This is a genomic window from Magnetospirillum sulfuroxidans (assembly GCF_018224925.1).
GTDB classification, from domain to species: Bacteria; Pseudomonadota; Alphaproteobacteria; order Rhodospirillales; family Magnetospirillaceae; genus Magnetospirillum; species Magnetospirillum sulfuroxidans.
Genome location: NZ_JAGTUF010000003.1, coordinates 236708 through 253202, shown reverse-complemented (window position 1 = coordinate 253202; position 16495 = coordinate 236708). Strand labels below are relative to the sequence as shown.

Sequence of the window (16495 nt, the reverse complement as noted above, 5' to 3'; positions counted from 1 at the left end):
CGCGAAGCCATTGCTCCCCTCCGCGCCCCCCGCCCTCAAGATCGCTCCGTCCAGCGGGGAGGCCGGTTTGTACGCCCCCGCCCCGCCCCCGTCAAACCCTTTTTCACACCATCGTCACTTTTCCAAAACCAAACAAAACCGCCACTCCTAACAGCCAAAATGAATCCCGCACGCCCGCGCGAGTCTTATATACGGCTGGGCGAAAACATTTGCGGGTGATGGGAAATCGTCTTGGTTCGCCGGCACCACGCCCTCCAGTCCGCGCCAGAGCGGCCCCCAGCCCCCGGAAGCAGCCGCCAAGCTCGACACCAGCCTTATCGCCGTCATGCGCCCCAGATGGGCACACAAACGAAAAGGGCCTGGATTGCTCCAAGCCCTTTCCTTCCAACAATTTTCGAGCCGCTGGTTTAGCGCTTCGAGAACTGGGTCGACCGGCGCGCCTTGTGCTTGCCGTACTTCTTGCGCTCGACGACGCGGGGGTCGCGGGTCAAGAAGCCGCCAGCCTTCAAGGCCGGACGCATGGCCGGGTCGAAGAAGGTCAACGCACGGCTGATGCCATGACGCAGAGCACCGGCCTGACCGGACAGTCCACCGCCATTGACGGTGCACATGATGTCGAACTGGCCTTCGCAACGGGCGGTCTGGAACGGCTGATTGATCAGCATGCGCAGGACCGGACGGGCGAAATAGGTGGTGACGTCGCGACCGTTGACCACGATCTTGCCGCTGCCGGGCTTGAGCCAGACACGGGCGATGGCGTTCTTGCGCTTGCCGGTCGCATAGGCACGGCCCTGGGCGTCAACCTTACGCTCGTAAACGGGCTGAACCTGCGGGACGGCGGCCTGAAGATCGGCCAGACTGGAGAGATCGGCCATGACTACCTCTTGTTCTTAGGATTCATGGAAGCCACGTCCAGCACTTCCGGCTGCTGCGCTTCATGGGGATGGCTGGAGCCGGCATAGACGCGCAGATTCTTCATCTGGGCGCGGCCCAGCGGACCACGAGTGATCATGCGTTCCACCGCCTTTTCGATGACCCGGTTGGGGAAGCGGCCCGAAAGCAGCTGTCCCACGGTACGGCCCTTGATGCCGCCGGGATGGCCGGTGTGCCAGTAAAAGGTCTTGTCGGCCAGCTTGTTGCCGGTCAACTTCACCTTTTCGGCGTTGATGACGATCACATTGTCGCCCATGTCGACATTGGGGGTGAAGGTGGGGAGGTGCTTACCCCGCAAGCGCATCGAGATGACGCTGGCGAGGCGGCCCAGAACGACGCCGTCCGCGTCGATCACAACCCACTTCTTCTGCACTTCGGACGGTTTGACGTTCAAGGTCTTCATGTCACCCACGGCAAAACCAGTTGGAAACGCCGGGACACCCCGGCATTCGAGGGGGCGGAGTATGCCATGGAACCGGACAGAGTCAACAGCAAATAAAGCAAGTCAAATCAATGCGTTACAGGCAAGGTATTATAGTACCGTCCGCAGGGGCCGCAGCCGCTCTCGCGTTGCCGCTCTTTGTTGGCATCGCCATTCTTTGCCGCCCATTGGAGCGAGCGACCATTGTCGGCTTTGGCCGATTAGTGTTAAACCTCGCCCTTCTCCAGCGCCGCAGCAGCAAAAGGATGGGCCGCCATGCCGGTCATTTACGTCGCCACCAGCAAGGCCAACCAGGAATGGGGCGCCGATGTCGGCCTGGGCAAGAACCTCTACAAGCTTGGCGTGGTCGGGGAAGGGACCCCCGATGAGGCGCTCGTCGGCTTTGCCGGGCAAACCGACTGGAAGGTTCTTAAAGCCGAGGATACCGAGCTGACCGAGGCCGACGCCCTTGAGCGCCTGGCCCGCAAGGAAAAGCCGGTCGATCCCAATTATTACCCGAAGCTGCGCGGCGCCCAGGGAATTTTCAAGGTCACCGTCACCAACGTCGAGAATTCCGCCCTGGTCGCCTTGGCCCTGGAAGGCAAGGAACCGCCGAAGAATTTTAAAATAAAACCCGTCGATATCGCCAAATACCTGATCAGCAACGCCTTGCGTTGATACCCGGCCCATGCCGTCATTGCCCCCGCCCCATCCTTGGGTTTACCATCTCGGCTGTGGGGATCGCAGAAGTCATTATTCTGACGGGGGAGCAGAGCCCACATGCGCGCAAAAACCATAAAAAGCACAGCCACGGTTTTCACCGAGGCCATGCGCGCCTATGAAATCGGCAAACCGGGGGAAGCGCGCCGGCTGGCCCGTCAGTTGGTCGAAGCATCCCCGGCCTTCGGCGGCGCCCATTACCTGCTGGGCCTGCTGGCCTTGGACCAAAACCAAGGCAAGCGCGCCGCGGGACACCTGGCCACCGCCATTGCCATCACTCCCGGACAAGCCGCCCTGCATTTGGCCATGGGGCGGGCCTTGGACATTTGCGGCGAACACGCCGAAGCCTGCCTGCATTTCCGCACCGTCCTGGGCTTGCAGCCCTATCACGCCGAAGCCCATGCCCGCCTGGGTCATCTGCTGCGCCAGCAAGGCCGCAATGGCGATGCCATCACCCATTGCCGCCATGCCGTCACCGCCGATCCCGGCCATGCCGAAGCCTGGAACACCTTGGGGGCTCTGCTGAACGAAATCGGCGAGGCTCATGAAGCGGCGCAATGCCTGCGCCGCGCCTTGCAACTCCGTCCGGCTTGGCCTTCGGCGTTGAATAATTTTGGCTTGGCGTTAAAGGAATGCGGCAACCTTGTCGAAGCCGCCACCATTTTGGAGGGAGCGGTCGATATCCGTCCCGATCACGCCGGCACCCGCACCAATCTGGCTTCGGTCTATCGGCACATAGGGCAATTGGAAAAGGCCCGCGAACACGCGGAAAAGGCAACGAAACTGTCCCCGCGCAATTGCGATGCGTGGGTCGAACTGGGGCTGGTCCGCCAAGCCCAAGGCCACGAAGAAGGGGCAGCGGCGGCCTTTGACCACGCCACCGCCATCGCCCCCGATCACATCAAGCCATGGTTCTGCCTTGCCGAGGCCTGCCGCGCCCTGGGCCAAGTCGAGCGCGCCGCCCAAGCCTATCGCCACTGCCTGACGCTTGATCCCGACGACACCCACGGCGCCGGCCTGGGGCTGGCCCTGACCGGCACCGCCGACACCCCTCAACGCGCCCCCCAAGCTTATGTCCGCCAATTGTTTGACGAATATGCCGATCGCTTCGATTCGGTCTTGGTGAACGCGCTGGAATATCGCGGCCCGGCCTTGTTGGCCGATGCCCTGGCCCGCTGCCTGGAACGGACCGAGGGAATGACCGTTCTGGACGCCGGCTGCGGCACCGGATTAGCCGCCCCCGTCCTGCGGCCATTGGCGCTCACCCTTGATGGGCTGGATCTGTCGCCCGCCATGGTCGCCAAGGCGAGGGAACGCGGATTATACGATCACCTGCACGAAGCCGAACTCGAAGAATTCCTGAATATCAGCCCGGATCGTTATGACCTGATCGCCGCCGCCGATGTCATCGTCTATATGGGCAATCTGACCCCGGTCCTGGCCGCCGCCCGCAATGCCTTGCGCGATGACGGCGTCTTGGCCTTCACCTTGGAAAAAGCCGAGGACAGCGACAGCTATATGCTGGGAGCCAAGCACCGCTATGCCCATGGGCCAAGATATGTGCGCGAACAAGCCGATTTCGCCGGTTTCGCCGTCGCATTGCTGGAAGATGCGGTGACCCGCAAGGATGGCGGCGTCGATGTTCCGGGTATGGTCGTCGTCCTGCGCAAGCTGTCGCGGAAGGGCGATCAGTCTGCCCCCCCGGAAACCTGATAATCGTCGTCAACCAAGCAGATCTCGGTAATGCCCAGCCCATGCTGAATGGTCACGGCCGCCGGCAGCGCCGCCGCCAGCCCCCCGCCCTGCGGCTGATGCAAGACAGTCCAATGCCCCATGGCGGCCACGGTCAGGATCATGGTGACAAGACAGCATACCGAGGAGCCGCGTGCGCAGCGCAGCAATGGCTTGACCACCGCCGCCGGCCCCAGACCGTTGCGACCAAGACCGTTGCGACCAAGACCACCAACGATCACCAGCCCCCCGCTCAGCAGGCTCAGCCCAATGACCACCTCTGCGCTGAAGGAAAAAAGCGGGCTGACAAGATCGTTGGCCGCCCCGATCAACAGCGCCACCAATGCCGCCACGACAATCTGTCGCCCCAACCGCTTCCGACCAAGTGCTGCGCCGTGAACCATAAATCACCTATGCCTTTAGGCATATAATAAAAGCAGCGGCACCGTTTGATTGCAAGGGGAATAGTGCGAAATCAGCTATGCCCGCTCACCAGCGCCGCCGAGGCCACATGATCCGGCGATTTCTTCGCTTCCTTTTTCAGCTCGGCGATCAATTGGCTGACGTCATCGACCGAATAGACCGGCCGACCGGCCGGCAGGTGAACCACCGCCGCTGAAATGGTCATCAGCGGGAAACGCACCACGTTGCCCACGCGATCCTGGCCGACGATATGGCCCAAGCGGCGGGTCTCGTCGTCGTAAAAGCTTTCCACGTCACGCGAAAAAGTGGCGCACAATTCGGCGGAAACCCGCAACGCTTCGTCGAAATCGGTGCGGCGGAAACCGCCGAAGAAATCATCGCCGCCGATATGGGCGGGAAAGCCGGTATCCCGCGGCAAGGTCTTGGCCAGCAATTCGGCGAACAGCAAGATGGCGCGGTCGCCCAGGCGGAAGCCGTATTTGTCGTTGAACGGCTTGAAATTATCGAAATCGAAATAGGCCAACACGAATTCGCTGTCGATGGCCCCCAGGGCTTCCGACACGTATTCATGGATCAGATTATTTCCGGCCAGTTTGGTCAACGGGTTCTGATCCCGCGCCGCCGCCAGATTTTTTTCATTGATGACGCGCAACAGCGAATGGGCCGACAAAAAGCCCACATACTTCATGTCCTCGACGATGATGATGCCTTCCGATTTCTCCACCGCCGAATAGGCCTGCAAGATATGCTCGGCCCGGGTGTTGATATCGGCCATCGGGCAGCGGGTGACGAAGCTCTTGAGCCGGCGACCCAAGGTCTTGTTGGAAATCAGCGCCTTGCCGTAAAGCGAATAGGTGTAATCCTTCAGCTCGGTCTCGCGCACGATGCCCACCGGTTCGCCCGCCGCATCCACCACCGGGAAAAAAGTCACCGTCTTGTCGGCGCGGAAACGTTCGAACACGTCCTCCATGGTGCAATCCAGCCGGATCGGATCGACATAGGCGATCTGGTCGGCAATCAGCTTTTGATCCGACACCGCCACCCGCCGTTCGCGCCGAGACATGCGGTCAATGTGGTCGTAATGGGGCAGCATCAAGCTCATGTCGCGATCAGGATATTGCACCAGATAGCCCTGGATCAGGTCGCAGCCGATATCCTTGCAGACAAAGTACTCGCGTTCGGTTTCCACCCCTTCGGCCAGCACCACCACCCCCAGCAGATGGGCGATGTTGACGATCTGCGACAAGAACAGTTTCTTCTTCGAATCATTGGCGATGTCGGAAACGAAAAAACGGTCGATTTTCAAAAAATCCGGAGCGGCGAAATACAGCAATTGCAGGCCGGAAAAGCCGGTGCCGAAATCGTCGATGGCCAGACGGAAATTGTTGCGCTTGTAATGATTGAAGATGGCCGCCGCATGGTTGGGCTGGCCAAAGGGGTGCTGTTCCGAAACCTCGAACACCACCTGGGATTCCTCGATGCCATAGCGCTCCAGCATCTTGCGGGTCCGCAGCGGCAAATCGCCTTCCAGTTCCAGGCCGCGATTGTCCAGATTCAAGAACAGCTTGCTTTGCCGCCAATGGTCCAGTTGCAGGAACTTGGCCACCGCCTTTTCCCGCAACGCCATTTCCACGTCGGTCAGCACGCCCAGGGCGTGGCACGTATCGAAGAAATCGGAGATGGATTCGAAACCGGCCTCGGCGGTGTTGCGCAGCAGCGCCTCGTACCCATAGCAAGCGCCGGTATGGATATTGACGATGGGCTGAAAGGCCACATCCAATGTCGCCAGGATCTCATTCCAATGATCGTCCGACGGCTGTACCGATGGACGGCCCGGAATGGGGAATGGCCGGTGATCCCGGCTGAGAACCCGGATATGAGCCGAAGGCGGCTTCGGCATTTCGCCCAATGCATTTGCCAAAGTGAACATGTCCGGTTTCCCTAAAGATTTTAGGCACAGGGGATTCTCATCACCAGACCGGCCAAGTCAACGAAGCCTTCGCGCCGCAACAAAAATTTCACCGAACAACCGCCTGAAATTTCATGCTTTTTTCACGACTATACCCCCGTAGCGAAAAGGGATTTTACCCCTTCGCCATTCCGGGGCATCATCGCTCCATGCGCATCGAAGAACTCCCGCACGCTTTGCCGACAAACTTGGCCGACGATCTGGACCTGATCGCCGAGATGACCGCCGATTTCGCCCGCTCGCTGGATATCGAGGAAACCCTGCGCATCGGCATCACCCACATCACCAGCCGCATGGACGCCGAAGCCGCGTCCATCTTCCTGATGGAACCAGAAACCGGCGATCTGGTTTGCCGCGCCTGCTCCGGCCCCACCGACGTCACCGGCCTGCGGCTGGTCAAAGGTCAAGGGATCGTCTGGCGCGCCGTCAACCGCAATGCCACCGAGCTGGTGCGCGATACCGGCAATGATCCCGATTTCGCCCATCAGGTCGATGGCAAGACCGGTTTCATCACCCGCTCGGTCCTGTGCGCGCCGATGTCGGTGCGCGACGAACGTCTGGGGGCGATCGAGCTGTTCAACAAGATCGGCGGCGGCAGCTTCGATTCCGCCGACCGCCGGGTGTTGCAGGCCTTGGCGGCCTCCGCCGCCCTGGCTCTGATCAATGCCCGCCAAGCCGCCGCCATGGCCGAACAACAAGTCATGCGGCGCGAACTGGCCCTGGCCGCCGATATCCAACGCGCCATGCTGCCCCCCGAACGGCCGGCGGAATTTCCCATTCACGGCATCAATCTGGCGGCGCGCGGGGTGTCTGGGGATTTTTTCGACGTGGTCGAATTGCCCGGCGGCAAGCTGGCTTTCGCCATCGCCGACGTTTCCGGCAAGGGCATGAACGCCGCCCTGCTGATGGCCAAGACCGCCAGCTTGTTCCGGTGCCTGGCCAAACGCCTGGATGGCCCGGCGGCGGTGCTGTCAGCCATTGACGCCGAACTGGCCGAAACCAGTTCGGCCGGCATGTTCGTCACCATGATCGCCGGCATCTTGGACCCGGCCGCCGGCACGGTGGTCTTGGCCAATGCCGGCCATGAACCGCCGCTGTTATGCTGCGGCGCCCGTCAGGAACGCATCGATGACGGTATGCCGCCCTTGGGCATCGTCCCCGAGCTGTTCGCCCAAGGCTGCCCGGAAAGCATCATCGATCTCAATGGCGGCACGCTGTACCTGTTCACCGATGGCCTGACCGAGGCCGGCAACAGCCACGGCATGCTGGGCGCCGACGGCGTCGCCCGCCGGCTGATGCCGCACCGGGTCCGCCCCGCCCCTGACCGCCTGCGCGCCCTGGTCAGCCAGATCGTTGACGATGGCATGACGTTGAAAGACGACCTGACCATGGTGGTGATCGAAGACGCCCGCCAGACCCCCGCGCTCTATCGGCAATTTCAGGCCCGACCGGCCAGTCTGGCGGCGATCCGCGCCGCCGTCGCTCAGGCGCTGGAGCATCTGGCGTGCCCGCCCGCCGTCATCCCCGACGTGGTGCTGGCGGTGGACGAGGCCTGTCAGAACATCATCCGGCACGCCTATGGCGGCGGCGAGGGTGACCTGATCGTGCAGGTGCGCGGCGACGCCGCGTGCCTGGATATCCAGCTGATCGATTTCGCCGCGCCGGTCGATCCGGCCAGGGTGTGCCCCCGTGACCTCGACGACATCCGCCCCGGCGGCTTGGGCACGCATTTCATGCGGATGGTCATGGATGACGTGGAGTTCTTGGCACCGCCGCCCGGAGCAGGCAATCTGTTACGCATGATCAAGCGCATGGGTGGGCTATGAAGATCGAAAGCCGCGAAATAGACGGAGCCGTGGTGGTGGCGCTGGCCGGGGAAGTGGATTTGCAACACTCCCCCACCATCCGCAAGCACCTGATGGAGCTGATGTTCGAACGGCGGCCGGTGATCGTCGATCTGGCCGCCGTCGTCTATATCGATTCCTCCGGCATCGCCTCGCTGGTCGAGGCCTATCAACAGGCTCGCAAGAACGGCACCCGCTTTGTCCTGGCCGCGGTCAGCGCCCCGGCCATGCGGGTTCTGCAACTGGCCCGGCTCGACAAGGTGTTCGCCCTGGCCGACACGGTCGAGGCCGGCCTGAAAGCGTAACCGCCGTGTCCGCCTTCACCCGATTTCTCGAACGTTTGGGCCGCGGCGCCGCCCGAGGATTGTCCGAATTCGGCTTTGCCGCCACGTTGCTGGGTCTGGCGATCTATTGGCTGGTCTTGGGACATTGGCGGCGCCAACCGGTCCGCGCCCCCGCCGTCGCCGCCCAGGCCATGGATATCGGCATCGCCGCCTTGCCGATCATTACCGTGCTGTCCACCACCATCGGCCTGATGCTGGCGATCCAAGGCATCTATACCCTCAGGACTTTCGGCGCCGAAAGCCGGGTCACCTTGGGCGTGGTCTTGTCGGTGGTGCGCGAATTCGCCCCCTTGATCACCGGCATCCTGGTCGCCGGGCGCTCTGGTTCAGCCTTGGCGGCACGGCTGGGAACCATGCGCATCAACCAGGAAATCGACGCGCTCACCGTCATGGGCATCAACCCGATCCGTTTCCTGGTGGCGCCGCCGCTGCTGGCGATGATGATCTTGATGCCGCTGTTGACCCTGTGGGCCGATCTGGTCGGGCTGTTCGCCGCCGGTCTCTATATCAGCCTTGAATTGCAAGGCACCATCGCCGGCTATGCCGACGAGGTGCTGTCGCTGTTGAAGCTGAACGACCTGCTGCACGGATTGGCCAAAAGCGCCATCTTCGGGGTGTTGGTGACCATTGTCGGCGTCGTCAACGGGGCCTCGGTGTCGGGCGGGGCCGAAGGCGTCGGCCGCATGACCACCCGCTCGGTGGTGCATGCCATTTCCGCCATTGTCATCACCGACATGATCTTCGTTTTCCTGGTGACCCGATGAGCCGTGACACCCCCAGCGTCGAGGTCGTCAACCTCAACACCCATTACGGCGACCGCCACGTCCTCAAGAACGTGTCGCTGGCCGTCATGCCGGGCGAGATTTTCGTTATCATGGGGGGATCGGGGTCGGGCAAGACCACGCTTCTCAATCACCTGTTGGGATTGCTGCGTCCCACATCCGGAACCATCCGCATCCTGGGCCGGGATATCAACACCCTGTCCGCCCTGGAACGCCAGGATCTGCGCACCCGCATGGGCGTCGCCTTTCAATCGGGCGCGTTGTTTTCGTCCATGAGCGTCGGCGACAATATCGCCTTGCCGTTGCGCGAACACACCGCCTTGGATGAAACCACCATCGGCATCGTCACCCGCCTGAAGCTGGAGGTGGTCTCGCTGGCCGGGTTCGAGGATCTGATGCCGTCAGAACTGTCGGGCGGCATGATCAAGCGGGCCGCCTTTGCCCGCGCCATCGTCATGGATCCCCGCCTGCTGTTCTGCGACGAACCATCGGCGGGGCTGGACCCGGTGGTGGCGTCTTCCATCGACGACCTGATCTTGCGCCTGCGCGACGCCATGGGCATGAGCATCATCGTCGTCACCCACGACCTGGACAGCACCTTCAAGATCGCTGACCGCATCTGTGTGCTCGATAAGGGCGAGGTGCTGGCGCTGGACACGGTCGAGGCGATCAAGAACGCGGACAACGAGCGCATCCAGAACCTGCTGAACCGCCGCACCGAAGAAGCCGAGATCGACCCCGATGCCTATTTGCGCCGGCTCTTGGGGGAAAAAGAAAACCACCACGACACGGCGGACGACAAAAGGAACGGGCTATGAGGGACGCACGCACAAATTACATCATCGTCGGCGTTTTCGTGCTGGCCATGCTGGTGGCCCTGATCGTGTCGGTGGCGCTGTTGACCGGCAAGACCGGTTCGGTCGATCTGTACCGAACCCAATTGCCCAATGTCAGCGGCATCAAATACGGCAGCAAGGTCACCTATGAAGGCTTCGTCGTCGGCCAGGTCGAGGAAATCCAAGGCTATCAAAAGGACAGCCGCACCTGGTTCCGCGTCACCATGGCCGTCCGCCAAGGCTGGGCGGTGCCCGAAGGCTCCATTGCCCGCATTACCGCGCCAGGCATCCTGGCGGCGCCGACCTTGGATATCAAGGGCGGAACCTCGGACATCCTGCTTCCCCCTGGCGCGGAAATTCCCGGCGGCGCCGCCGCCAACATCTTCGCCACCATGAATTCCATGGCCGGCGAAGTCTCCAAGCTCAACGACCAGGGCTTGTTGCCGCTGATGGCGACGTTGAATACCCAGGTCGAAGCCTTGGGGCTGATCATGCAAAAGCAAGCCCCGGAATTGCTGGCCAATCTGGTTACCCTGTCCAGCGATCTGGCCGCCAAGGCGCCGCGGATCACCAGCGATGTGCAAAAAATCACCGGCACGCTGTCAACCCAGGTGATTAACGACAGCAATGCCGCCGCCATCTCCGCCTCGCTGGCCAATACCGCCGAATTGACCGCCGGGCTGGTGGAAACACGCAAGAAACTGGATAATGTCGTCGCCACCATTGACGGCAACAAAGGCAACATCGACCAATCCATCAAGGATTTGCGCCATACCTTGCAAGCGTTGGCTCGCAATATCGATTCCATCGCCTATAACCTTGAAGGAACCAGCCGCAACGTGCATGAATTCAGCCGCCAGATCCGCGATAACCCAGGCGTGCTGATCGGCGGCACCAAAGGGGCCGAGGACGGACCGGGACGGCGCTAATTTTATTGGGTCCCTTCCGCCGGGGCGGAGCCGACCCGGCCATGGAACAGGCAATTCGCATAATGATTCTGTCTCGCCTTCTTCTGTCTTGCGCCATGGCCGCCCTTGTGGCCGCCTGCGCCCAACCCGCGCCGCCCAAGGACCGCTTCTACCGGCTGGAAACCGCCCGCCAATCAGCCCTTTTCAGCACGCCGGCACTGGGCATCGTCGAAGTCGGCCATCTCAGCACCGATGGCGTGCTGTCGGAACGCCCCTTGGCCTATCAAGACGCCGATGGCGCTTTGGGCCGTTATCGCTATGATCTGTGGGCCGAACCGCCCACCGCCTTGCTGCAAGGGGCATTGGTCGAAGCGCTGCGCCAATCGGGCATTGCCGCCACCGTGATCACCCCGGAAACGCGGGTGCCGCCAGATTGGATCGTGCGTGGCCGACTGAACCGCTTCGAGATGACGACAGCGGCGGGGCAAGCCAATGCCGCGGTGGAATTGACGGTGGTTTCGGCCCGCGACGGCAGTTTGCTGCTGCTTAAGAGCTATCAGGCCAATATCAGCAGCGCCGCCGGACCGCAAGCGGAAGTCGCGGCGCTGACCCGGGCCAGTTCCGACATCATCGCCGCCTTCCTCGCCGATCTCGGCCGGGCGGCCCAAACCATGAAGACCTCGCCATGATCAAGCGCAAACCCGCCAGAAGCAGTAACCGCGCCAAGCCGCGTTCCACCCCGCCGCCCCGAAACGTCGAAGTCGAAATCACCGAAATCGGCGCCCGAGGCGACGGCGTCGCCCGCTTGGGTGACGATCTGGTATTCGTCCCCTTCACCGTGCCCGGCGACCGCGCCGTCGCCCGCATCGAAGGCCGGCGCGGAGATGGCCTTGCCGCCAGCCTGATCGAGGTGACCCAATCCGGTCCCGGCCGGGCCGTGCCCCCCTGCCCCCAATACGGCCGTTGCGGCGGCTGTTCGCTGCAACATCTGGATGACCTCTCTTATGCCGAATGGAAGCGTGGCCTGCTGATCACCCAACTGGCCCGTCATGGCTTGGGCGAGGTGCCGGTGGCGCCGATGCTGCGGGTTGCCACCGGCAGCCGCCGCCGCGCCGCCTTCGCCTTTCACCGCCGCAAGGGCTCCACCGTGCTGGGCTTCAATGCCCGCGCCAGCCACACCATCATCGACCTTGACGATTGTCTGCTGCTGGACCGCAAGGTGGTGGCGATCATCGCCCCGTTGCGCGCGATCCTGACCACCACCGTGGCCGAGGGCGAGGACGGCGACGTCGTCGTCAATCTCAGTGAAAACGGCCTGGATCTGCTGATCGAAGCCGATGCCCGCCTTGATCTGTTCGACCGCGAGAAACTGGCCGCCTTCGCCGACAGCCAGAACTTGGCCCGCTTGTCCTGGCGTCGCCCCGGTGCCGGCTTCATCGAACCCATCGCCCGCCGTCAGCCCGCCCTGCTGCACTTTGCCGCTATCGCCGTCGAGCCGCCGCCGGGCAACTTCCTGCAACCGACCGAAGCCGGAGAAAAAGCCATCGCCCGGCTGGTGGTCGATGGTGTCGGCAAGGCCAAAACCGTGGCCGATCTTTATTGCGGCTGCGGCAGCTTCACCTTTCCGCTGGCATCGACCGGCGCCACCCTTCATGCGGTGGAGGGCGACGAAGCGCCTCTGCTCAGTCTGGAAACCAGCGCCAACCATGCCGGCCTCAAGATCACCACGGAAACCCGCGATCTGGCGCGCCGGCCTTTGCTGGCGCATGAATTGAAGAAATTCCAGGCGGTGGTTTTCGACCCGCCCCGTGCCGGCGCCCAAGCTCAGGCCGAACACCTGGCCGAAGCCGGCCCGGCGGTCGTGGTGGCGGTATCGTGCAACCCGGCCACCCTGGCCCGCGATCTGGCCATCCTGGTCAAGGGCGGGTATGGCGTGGAAACCATCACCCCCATCGACCAGTTCCCCCATTCCGCTCACCTGGAAGCGGTGGCCGTATTGCGGAAGTAATATCGGTCGTTGATGCAACGCGCCGCTGATTGAAGGCGCCTTGCTTTAAGCCTTGACGAAACGGCGGCGCAGAAACGGCGCCGCCGCCGCCGCGCCGGCAAGCACCAGCAGCGGAATGCCGATCAACGGGCGGAAAGCGATCCAGGCAAGGGCGATGGTGACCAAGGACAGGCACAGCGACAACGGCAGCGCCACCAGGAAAATCCCGCCAGCGACGATATCGGCCAAAAGCGGAATGACCGCCGCCAACGCCACCAGCAACCGGCTCAGCATCACGAAGCCGAACAACATCACCAGCCAGCCGACCAGCCGCAAAATCCAGGTCAGGATTGCGTTATCCCGCTCGGCCTCGGCGAACATGGTATCGGCTCCGACCACGCCCGGCCTGACGATCAGCAATTCTTCGCCGTTGCGGGTATGGTGGGGTTCAAGGGTGGCGCGGTTTTGGCGGGCAATGATGCTGATTTCGGCCGCCGGCACCAAACTGTAGGCGACCCGGAAATCCCCCACCTTCGGATCATCGGCAGCGCCGGAATAGGCCCATTCGCCGGCGACGGTCAGGGACCGGCGCAAATCACGCGCGGCCAGCGCCGACAGCGATTCCGCCGGCACCGGTTGATAGAAATCCACTTGATCAAGCACCGGGCGGGTCAGGCGAAAAGCACCGACACGGGCATTTTCCACCACCTGAGTGGCATCGGAAACCGGCATGGCGGCCGGGTTCTTGTGGCCGCCCGGCTTATGGAATTGGGTTGAATCGTTCAGACCGCCGGACCACGCCTTGCGATAGGTATAGGTGGTCTCCGTCGTCGAGCCGCCGCCGACCTTGTCGCGCGTCTGCGATTGGCTCGACTCTTCCCATTGGAACACCTCGACATTTCGGTGCAGCTTGATGGCCGGCCGGGCAAGCACCGTCGCCGGCACCAGCACGTCCGACGAAGTCAGCCGACCGCTGAGGTGGACCAGATGACCGTCATTGCCGGGACTGACCGCGTCAGCCGCCACGGCGGTCACCGTCGCCCGGCCTTCGGCCAGCGACCGAGCCGCATCGATGGCCCGTCCCTCGTTCCAGATCAGCACAGGAAAGGACACGACAATAAGGACGAGGCCGACCAGCATCGCCTTGAAGGAATCGCCAATCCGGTTCATCCAGCCGCGCTCGGTCACCTCGACGGCGACGTCCTCTTGCTCTTGCATCCCCGTTCCCCTTGTCCCTGAAAAGCGTATCGCCTTTTCTATACACAGTTTCTTGGCGTTTGGCGCGGACGCAAGCGCGCCAAACGACGGCCCCCCCTATCCCGCTGATCGCAACCGATCAGGGAGGCTGAAAGATCGGACGCCCTGCGTTCAGGAATTGTCGGCCAGCACGGTGCCGGCGAGATAGAGCGAACCGCAAATCAACACCCGAGCCGGGCCGGGGTGACCGGCGATCAGGGCGCGCAGGGCGCCATCGACGCAATCCGCCGGCTTGGCGTCCATGGCGAAATGCTTGGTGGCGCACAAGGCGGCATCTTCCGCCGACAGCGTCGCGGCTTCGCCCGGAATGGCCACCGTGCGCAGGGAGTGAAAGCGGGTGGCCATGTGCCCCAGATAACCATCCACATCCTTGTTGGCAAGGATGCCGAACACCCCCAATAACGGCTTGTCGCGCCACGAGCGCAGGTGACGGGCGATGGCCTCGGCCGCATGCGGATTATGACCGCCGTCCAAATACAGCTCCCAGCCGTCCGGCAACAGATCGACCAGCGGACCGGCGGTCAGACGCTGCAAGCGCGCCGGCCATTGCACCGTTTTCATCCCCAAGCTCAGGGCGGCGGCGGCAAATTCCGGCAGGATCGGCGGTTTTTCACCCAGGCTCAGGCGTTCAAGCGCGGCCAGGGCAACCGCCGCATTGCGCATCTGGAACGCCCCCAGCAAAGCCGGCGGCGGCAGCTCCAGCTCTTGCGCCACCCCCTTGTACAAGGTGCCGCCATCCGGGGTGGCGCGGACAAAGAAATCCTTGCCTTCCTTGATCAGTGGCACGCCCATTTCCAACGAACGCGCCTCCAGCACCTTGCTCACCGCCCGGCCCTGATCGGCCAGGATGCAGGCGATGCCGCGCTTCATGATGCCGGCCTTTTCCGCCGCCACCGCCTCGATCCGGCCGCCAAGGAAACTTTCATGATCCATGGCGATGGGGGTGATGACGGTCAGCGCCGGGCGCTCCACCACATTGGTGGCGTCCAATCGCCCGCCCAGCCCGGTTTCCAAAATGACCACATCGGCCGGATTGCGGGAAAAGGCCAAAAAGGCCGCCGCCGTGGTGATTTCAAAAAAGGTGATGGGATCGTCGCCATTGACCTGCTCGATCTCTTCCAGCAGAGCCAGCAGGGCATCGTCGGAAATGATCTGACCGCCGACGCGGATGCGTTCGGCGAAACGCACCAGATGCGGCGAGGTGTAGACATGCGCGCGCAATCCGGCGGCCTCGCAAAAAGCGCGCAGGAACGCCACCGTCGAGCCCTTGCCGTTGGTGCCGGCCACATGGATGACCGGCGGCAGCAGGTTCTGCGGATGCCCCAACTTGTCCAACAGCGTCAGCACCCGGTCCAAGGACAGGTCGATAACCTTGGGGTGCAACCGGGTGAGACGCTCGAGGACGCTATCGATCATGTCACAGCCGCGCAGCGGTTTCCGGGTCGAAATCGGGCGTATCGACCGGCAACATCACCAGATCGCCGGCCGAACCGCGATTCCGCAGCATGGAAATGATGCGGCCGATGGTATCGCGCAGATCCTTGCGGGCGACGACCATGTCGATCATGCCCTTCTCCAGCAGGTATTCCGCCTTCTGGAAACCTTCGGGCAGCTTTTCGCGGATGGTGCTTTCGATCACGCGGGCGCCGGCAAAGCCGATCACCGCGCCGGGCTCGGAAATGGCGATATCGCCCAGCATGGCGAAGCTGGCCGAGACGCCGCCGGTGGTCGGGTCGGTCAACAGCACGATATAGGGCAGGCGCTTTTCCTTGACCTTGTCCACCGCCACGGTGGTTCGGGCCATCTGCATCAAGGACAAGATGCCTTCCTGCATGCGGGCGCCGCCCGAAGCCGGAATGACGATCAGGGGCGCGTCTTGCAGCACGGCCAGTTCGGCGGCCGCGACAATGCCCTCGCCGACGGCGACGCCCATGGAGCCGCCTTGGAAATCAAAATTGAAGGCGGCGATGACCACGTTCTGGCCGGCGCAACGGCCATGGGCGACGACGATGGCGTCGTGTTCGCCGGTCTTGGCCCGCGTATCCTTCAGGCGGTCGGTATAGCGCTTCTGATCCTTGAACTTCAGCGGATCATCGGCAACCTTGGGCAATTCGATGCGGGTGTACTTGCCGTCGTCGAACAGCATTTCCAAGCGCTTCTTCACCGCCAACCGCATGTGATGGCCGCAATGCTGGCAGACGTTCAGCGTCTTTTCCAGATCGCGATGAAAGATCATGTGACCGCAACTGGGGCATTTGTGCCACAGGTTATCCGGCACTTCCTTGGGCCGCACCAGGGCCTGAAGCTTGGGACGGACGTAATTGGTCAACCAGTTCATGG

At 62.7% G+C, this 16495-nt stretch carries 16 protein-coding genes; 9 read left to right on the top strand and 7 right to left on the bottom strand.

Annotated features, from left to right (window positions below; all coding sequences use genetic code 11):
* Window positions 1-407 precede the first annotated feature (407 nt).
* Entirely contained in the window at window positions 408-875 is a 468-nt protein-coding gene (gene rpsI / locus KEC16_RS06190; protein WP_211546911.1) for a 30S ribosomal protein S9, read from the bottom strand.
* A gap of 2 nt (window positions 876-877) precedes the next feature.
* The gene (gene rplM / locus KEC16_RS06185) at window positions 878-1336 is read right to left on the bottom strand and encodes a 50S ribosomal protein L13 (RefSeq protein ID WP_211546908.1); all 459 of its coding nucleotides are present in this window, start codon (window positions 1334-1336) and stop codon (window positions 878-880) included.
* 294 nt (window positions 1337-1630) lie between these two features.
* Here rplM and KEC16_RS06180 point away from each other — a divergent pair, with 294 nt between their 5' ends.
* Both KEC16_RS06180 and KEC16_RS06175 read left to right on the top strand, forming a co-directional pair.
* Window positions 1631-2032, top strand: a complete 402-nt coding sequence (locus KEC16_RS06180; RefSeq protein ID WP_211546906.1) for a hypothetical protein — start codon at window positions 1631-1633, stop codon at window positions 2030-2032.
* 102 nt (window positions 2033-2134) lie between these two features.
* Entirely contained in the window at window positions 2135-3787 is a 1653-nt protein-coding gene (locus KEC16_RS06175) for a tetratricopeptide repeat protein (protein WP_211546904.1), read from the top strand.
* Here KEC16_RS06175 and KEC16_RS06170 read toward each other — a convergent pair.
* Together KEC16_RS06170 and KEC16_RS06165 are read right to left on the bottom strand one after the other, a co-directional pair.
* Window positions 3763-4158 carry a hypothetical protein gene (locus KEC16_RS06170; RefSeq protein ID WP_211546902.1) on the bottom strand — a complete coding sequence of 132 codons (396 nt, stop codon included), beginning with the start codon at window positions 4156-4158 and terminating at the stop codon, window positions 3763-3765. The genes KEC16_RS06175 and KEC16_RS06170 overlap by 25 nt on opposite strands.
* Window positions 4159-4280: 122 nt before the next feature.
* Window positions 4281-6158 carry a bifunctional diguanylate cyclase/phosphodiesterase gene (locus KEC16_RS06165; RefSeq protein ID WP_249208835.1) on the bottom strand — a complete coding sequence of 626 codons (1878 nt, stop codon included), beginning with the start codon at window positions 6156-6158 and terminating at the stop codon, window positions 4281-4283.
* Between the two features lie 188 nt (window positions 6159-6346).
* Between KEC16_RS06165 and KEC16_RS06160 the strand changes: the two genes are divergently transcribed.
* From KEC16_RS06160 to KEC16_RS06130, 7 genes are all read left to right on the top strand, one after another.
* Window positions 6347-8023, top strand: coding sequence for a SpoIIE family protein phosphatase (locus tag KEC16_RS06160; protein ID WP_211546900.1), 1677 nt, complete (start codon window positions 6347-6349; stop codon window positions 8021-8023).
* Window positions 8020-8346, top strand: coding sequence for an STAS domain-containing protein (locus KEC16_RS06155; protein ID WP_211546898.1), 327 nt, complete (start codon window positions 8020-8022; stop codon window positions 8344-8346). The genes KEC16_RS06160 and KEC16_RS06155 overlap by 4 nt, the downstream gene beginning before the upstream one ends.
* Before the next feature lie 5 nt (window positions 8347-8351).
* Complete coding sequence (locus KEC16_RS06150) at window positions 8352-9149, top strand: MlaE family ABC transporter permease (RefSeq protein ID WP_211546896.1); 798 nt, start codon at window positions 8352-8354, stop codon at window positions 9147-9149.
* Complete coding sequence (locus KEC16_RS06145; RefSeq protein WP_211546894.1) at window positions 9146-9985, top strand: ABC transporter ATP-binding protein; 840 nt, start codon at window positions 9146-9148, stop codon at window positions 9983-9985. The genes KEC16_RS06150 and KEC16_RS06145 overlap by 4 nt, the downstream gene beginning before the upstream one ends.
* Window positions 9982-10932, top strand: a complete 951-nt coding sequence (locus KEC16_RS06140) for an MlaD family protein (RefSeq protein ID WP_211546892.1) — start codon at window positions 9982-9984, stop codon at window positions 10930-10932. Before KEC16_RS06145 ends, KEC16_RS06140 begins: the two co-directional genes overlap by 4 nt.
* A 62-nt stretch (window positions 10933-10994) precedes the next feature.
* The gene (locus tag KEC16_RS06135; RefSeq protein ID WP_211546890.1) at window positions 10995-11600 is read left to right on the top strand and encodes an ABC-type transport auxiliary lipoprotein family protein; all 606 of its coding nucleotides are present in this window, start codon (window positions 10995-10997) and stop codon (window positions 11598-11600) included.
* Window positions 11597-12919 carry a class I SAM-dependent RNA methyltransferase gene (locus KEC16_RS06130; RefSeq protein WP_211546888.1) on the top strand — a complete coding sequence of 441 codons (1323 nt, stop codon included), beginning with the start codon at window positions 11597-11599 and terminating at the stop codon, window positions 12917-12919. The genes KEC16_RS06135 and KEC16_RS06130 overlap by 4 nt, the downstream gene beginning before the upstream one ends.
* Before the next feature lie 45 nt (window positions 12920-12964).
* On the opposite strand, the gene KEC16_RS06125 is transcribed toward KEC16_RS06130, so the two are convergent.
* The 3 genes from KEC16_RS06125 to accD form a co-directional block, all read right to left on the bottom strand.
* Window positions 12965-14116 (bottom strand): TMEM43 family protein, encoded by a 1152-nt coding sequence (locus tag KEC16_RS06125; protein WP_211546886.1) that lies wholly within the window; start codon window positions 14114-14116, stop codon window positions 12965-12967.
* A 150-nt stretch (window positions 14117-14266) separates the two neighbouring features.
* The gene (locus KEC16_RS06120; protein ID WP_211546884.1) at window positions 14267-15571 is read right to left on the bottom strand and encodes a bifunctional folylpolyglutamate synthase/dihydrofolate synthase; all 1305 of its coding nucleotides are present in this window, start codon (window positions 15569-15571) and stop codon (window positions 14267-14269) included.
* Between the two features lies 1 nt (window position 15572).
* On the bottom strand, window positions 15573-16493 hold the full coding sequence (accD, locus tag KEC16_RS06115; protein WP_211546882.1) for an acetyl-CoA carboxylase, carboxyltransferase subunit beta: 921 nt from the start codon (window positions 16491-16493) through the stop codon (window positions 15573-15575).
* Window positions 16494-16495 lie beyond the last annotated feature (2 nt).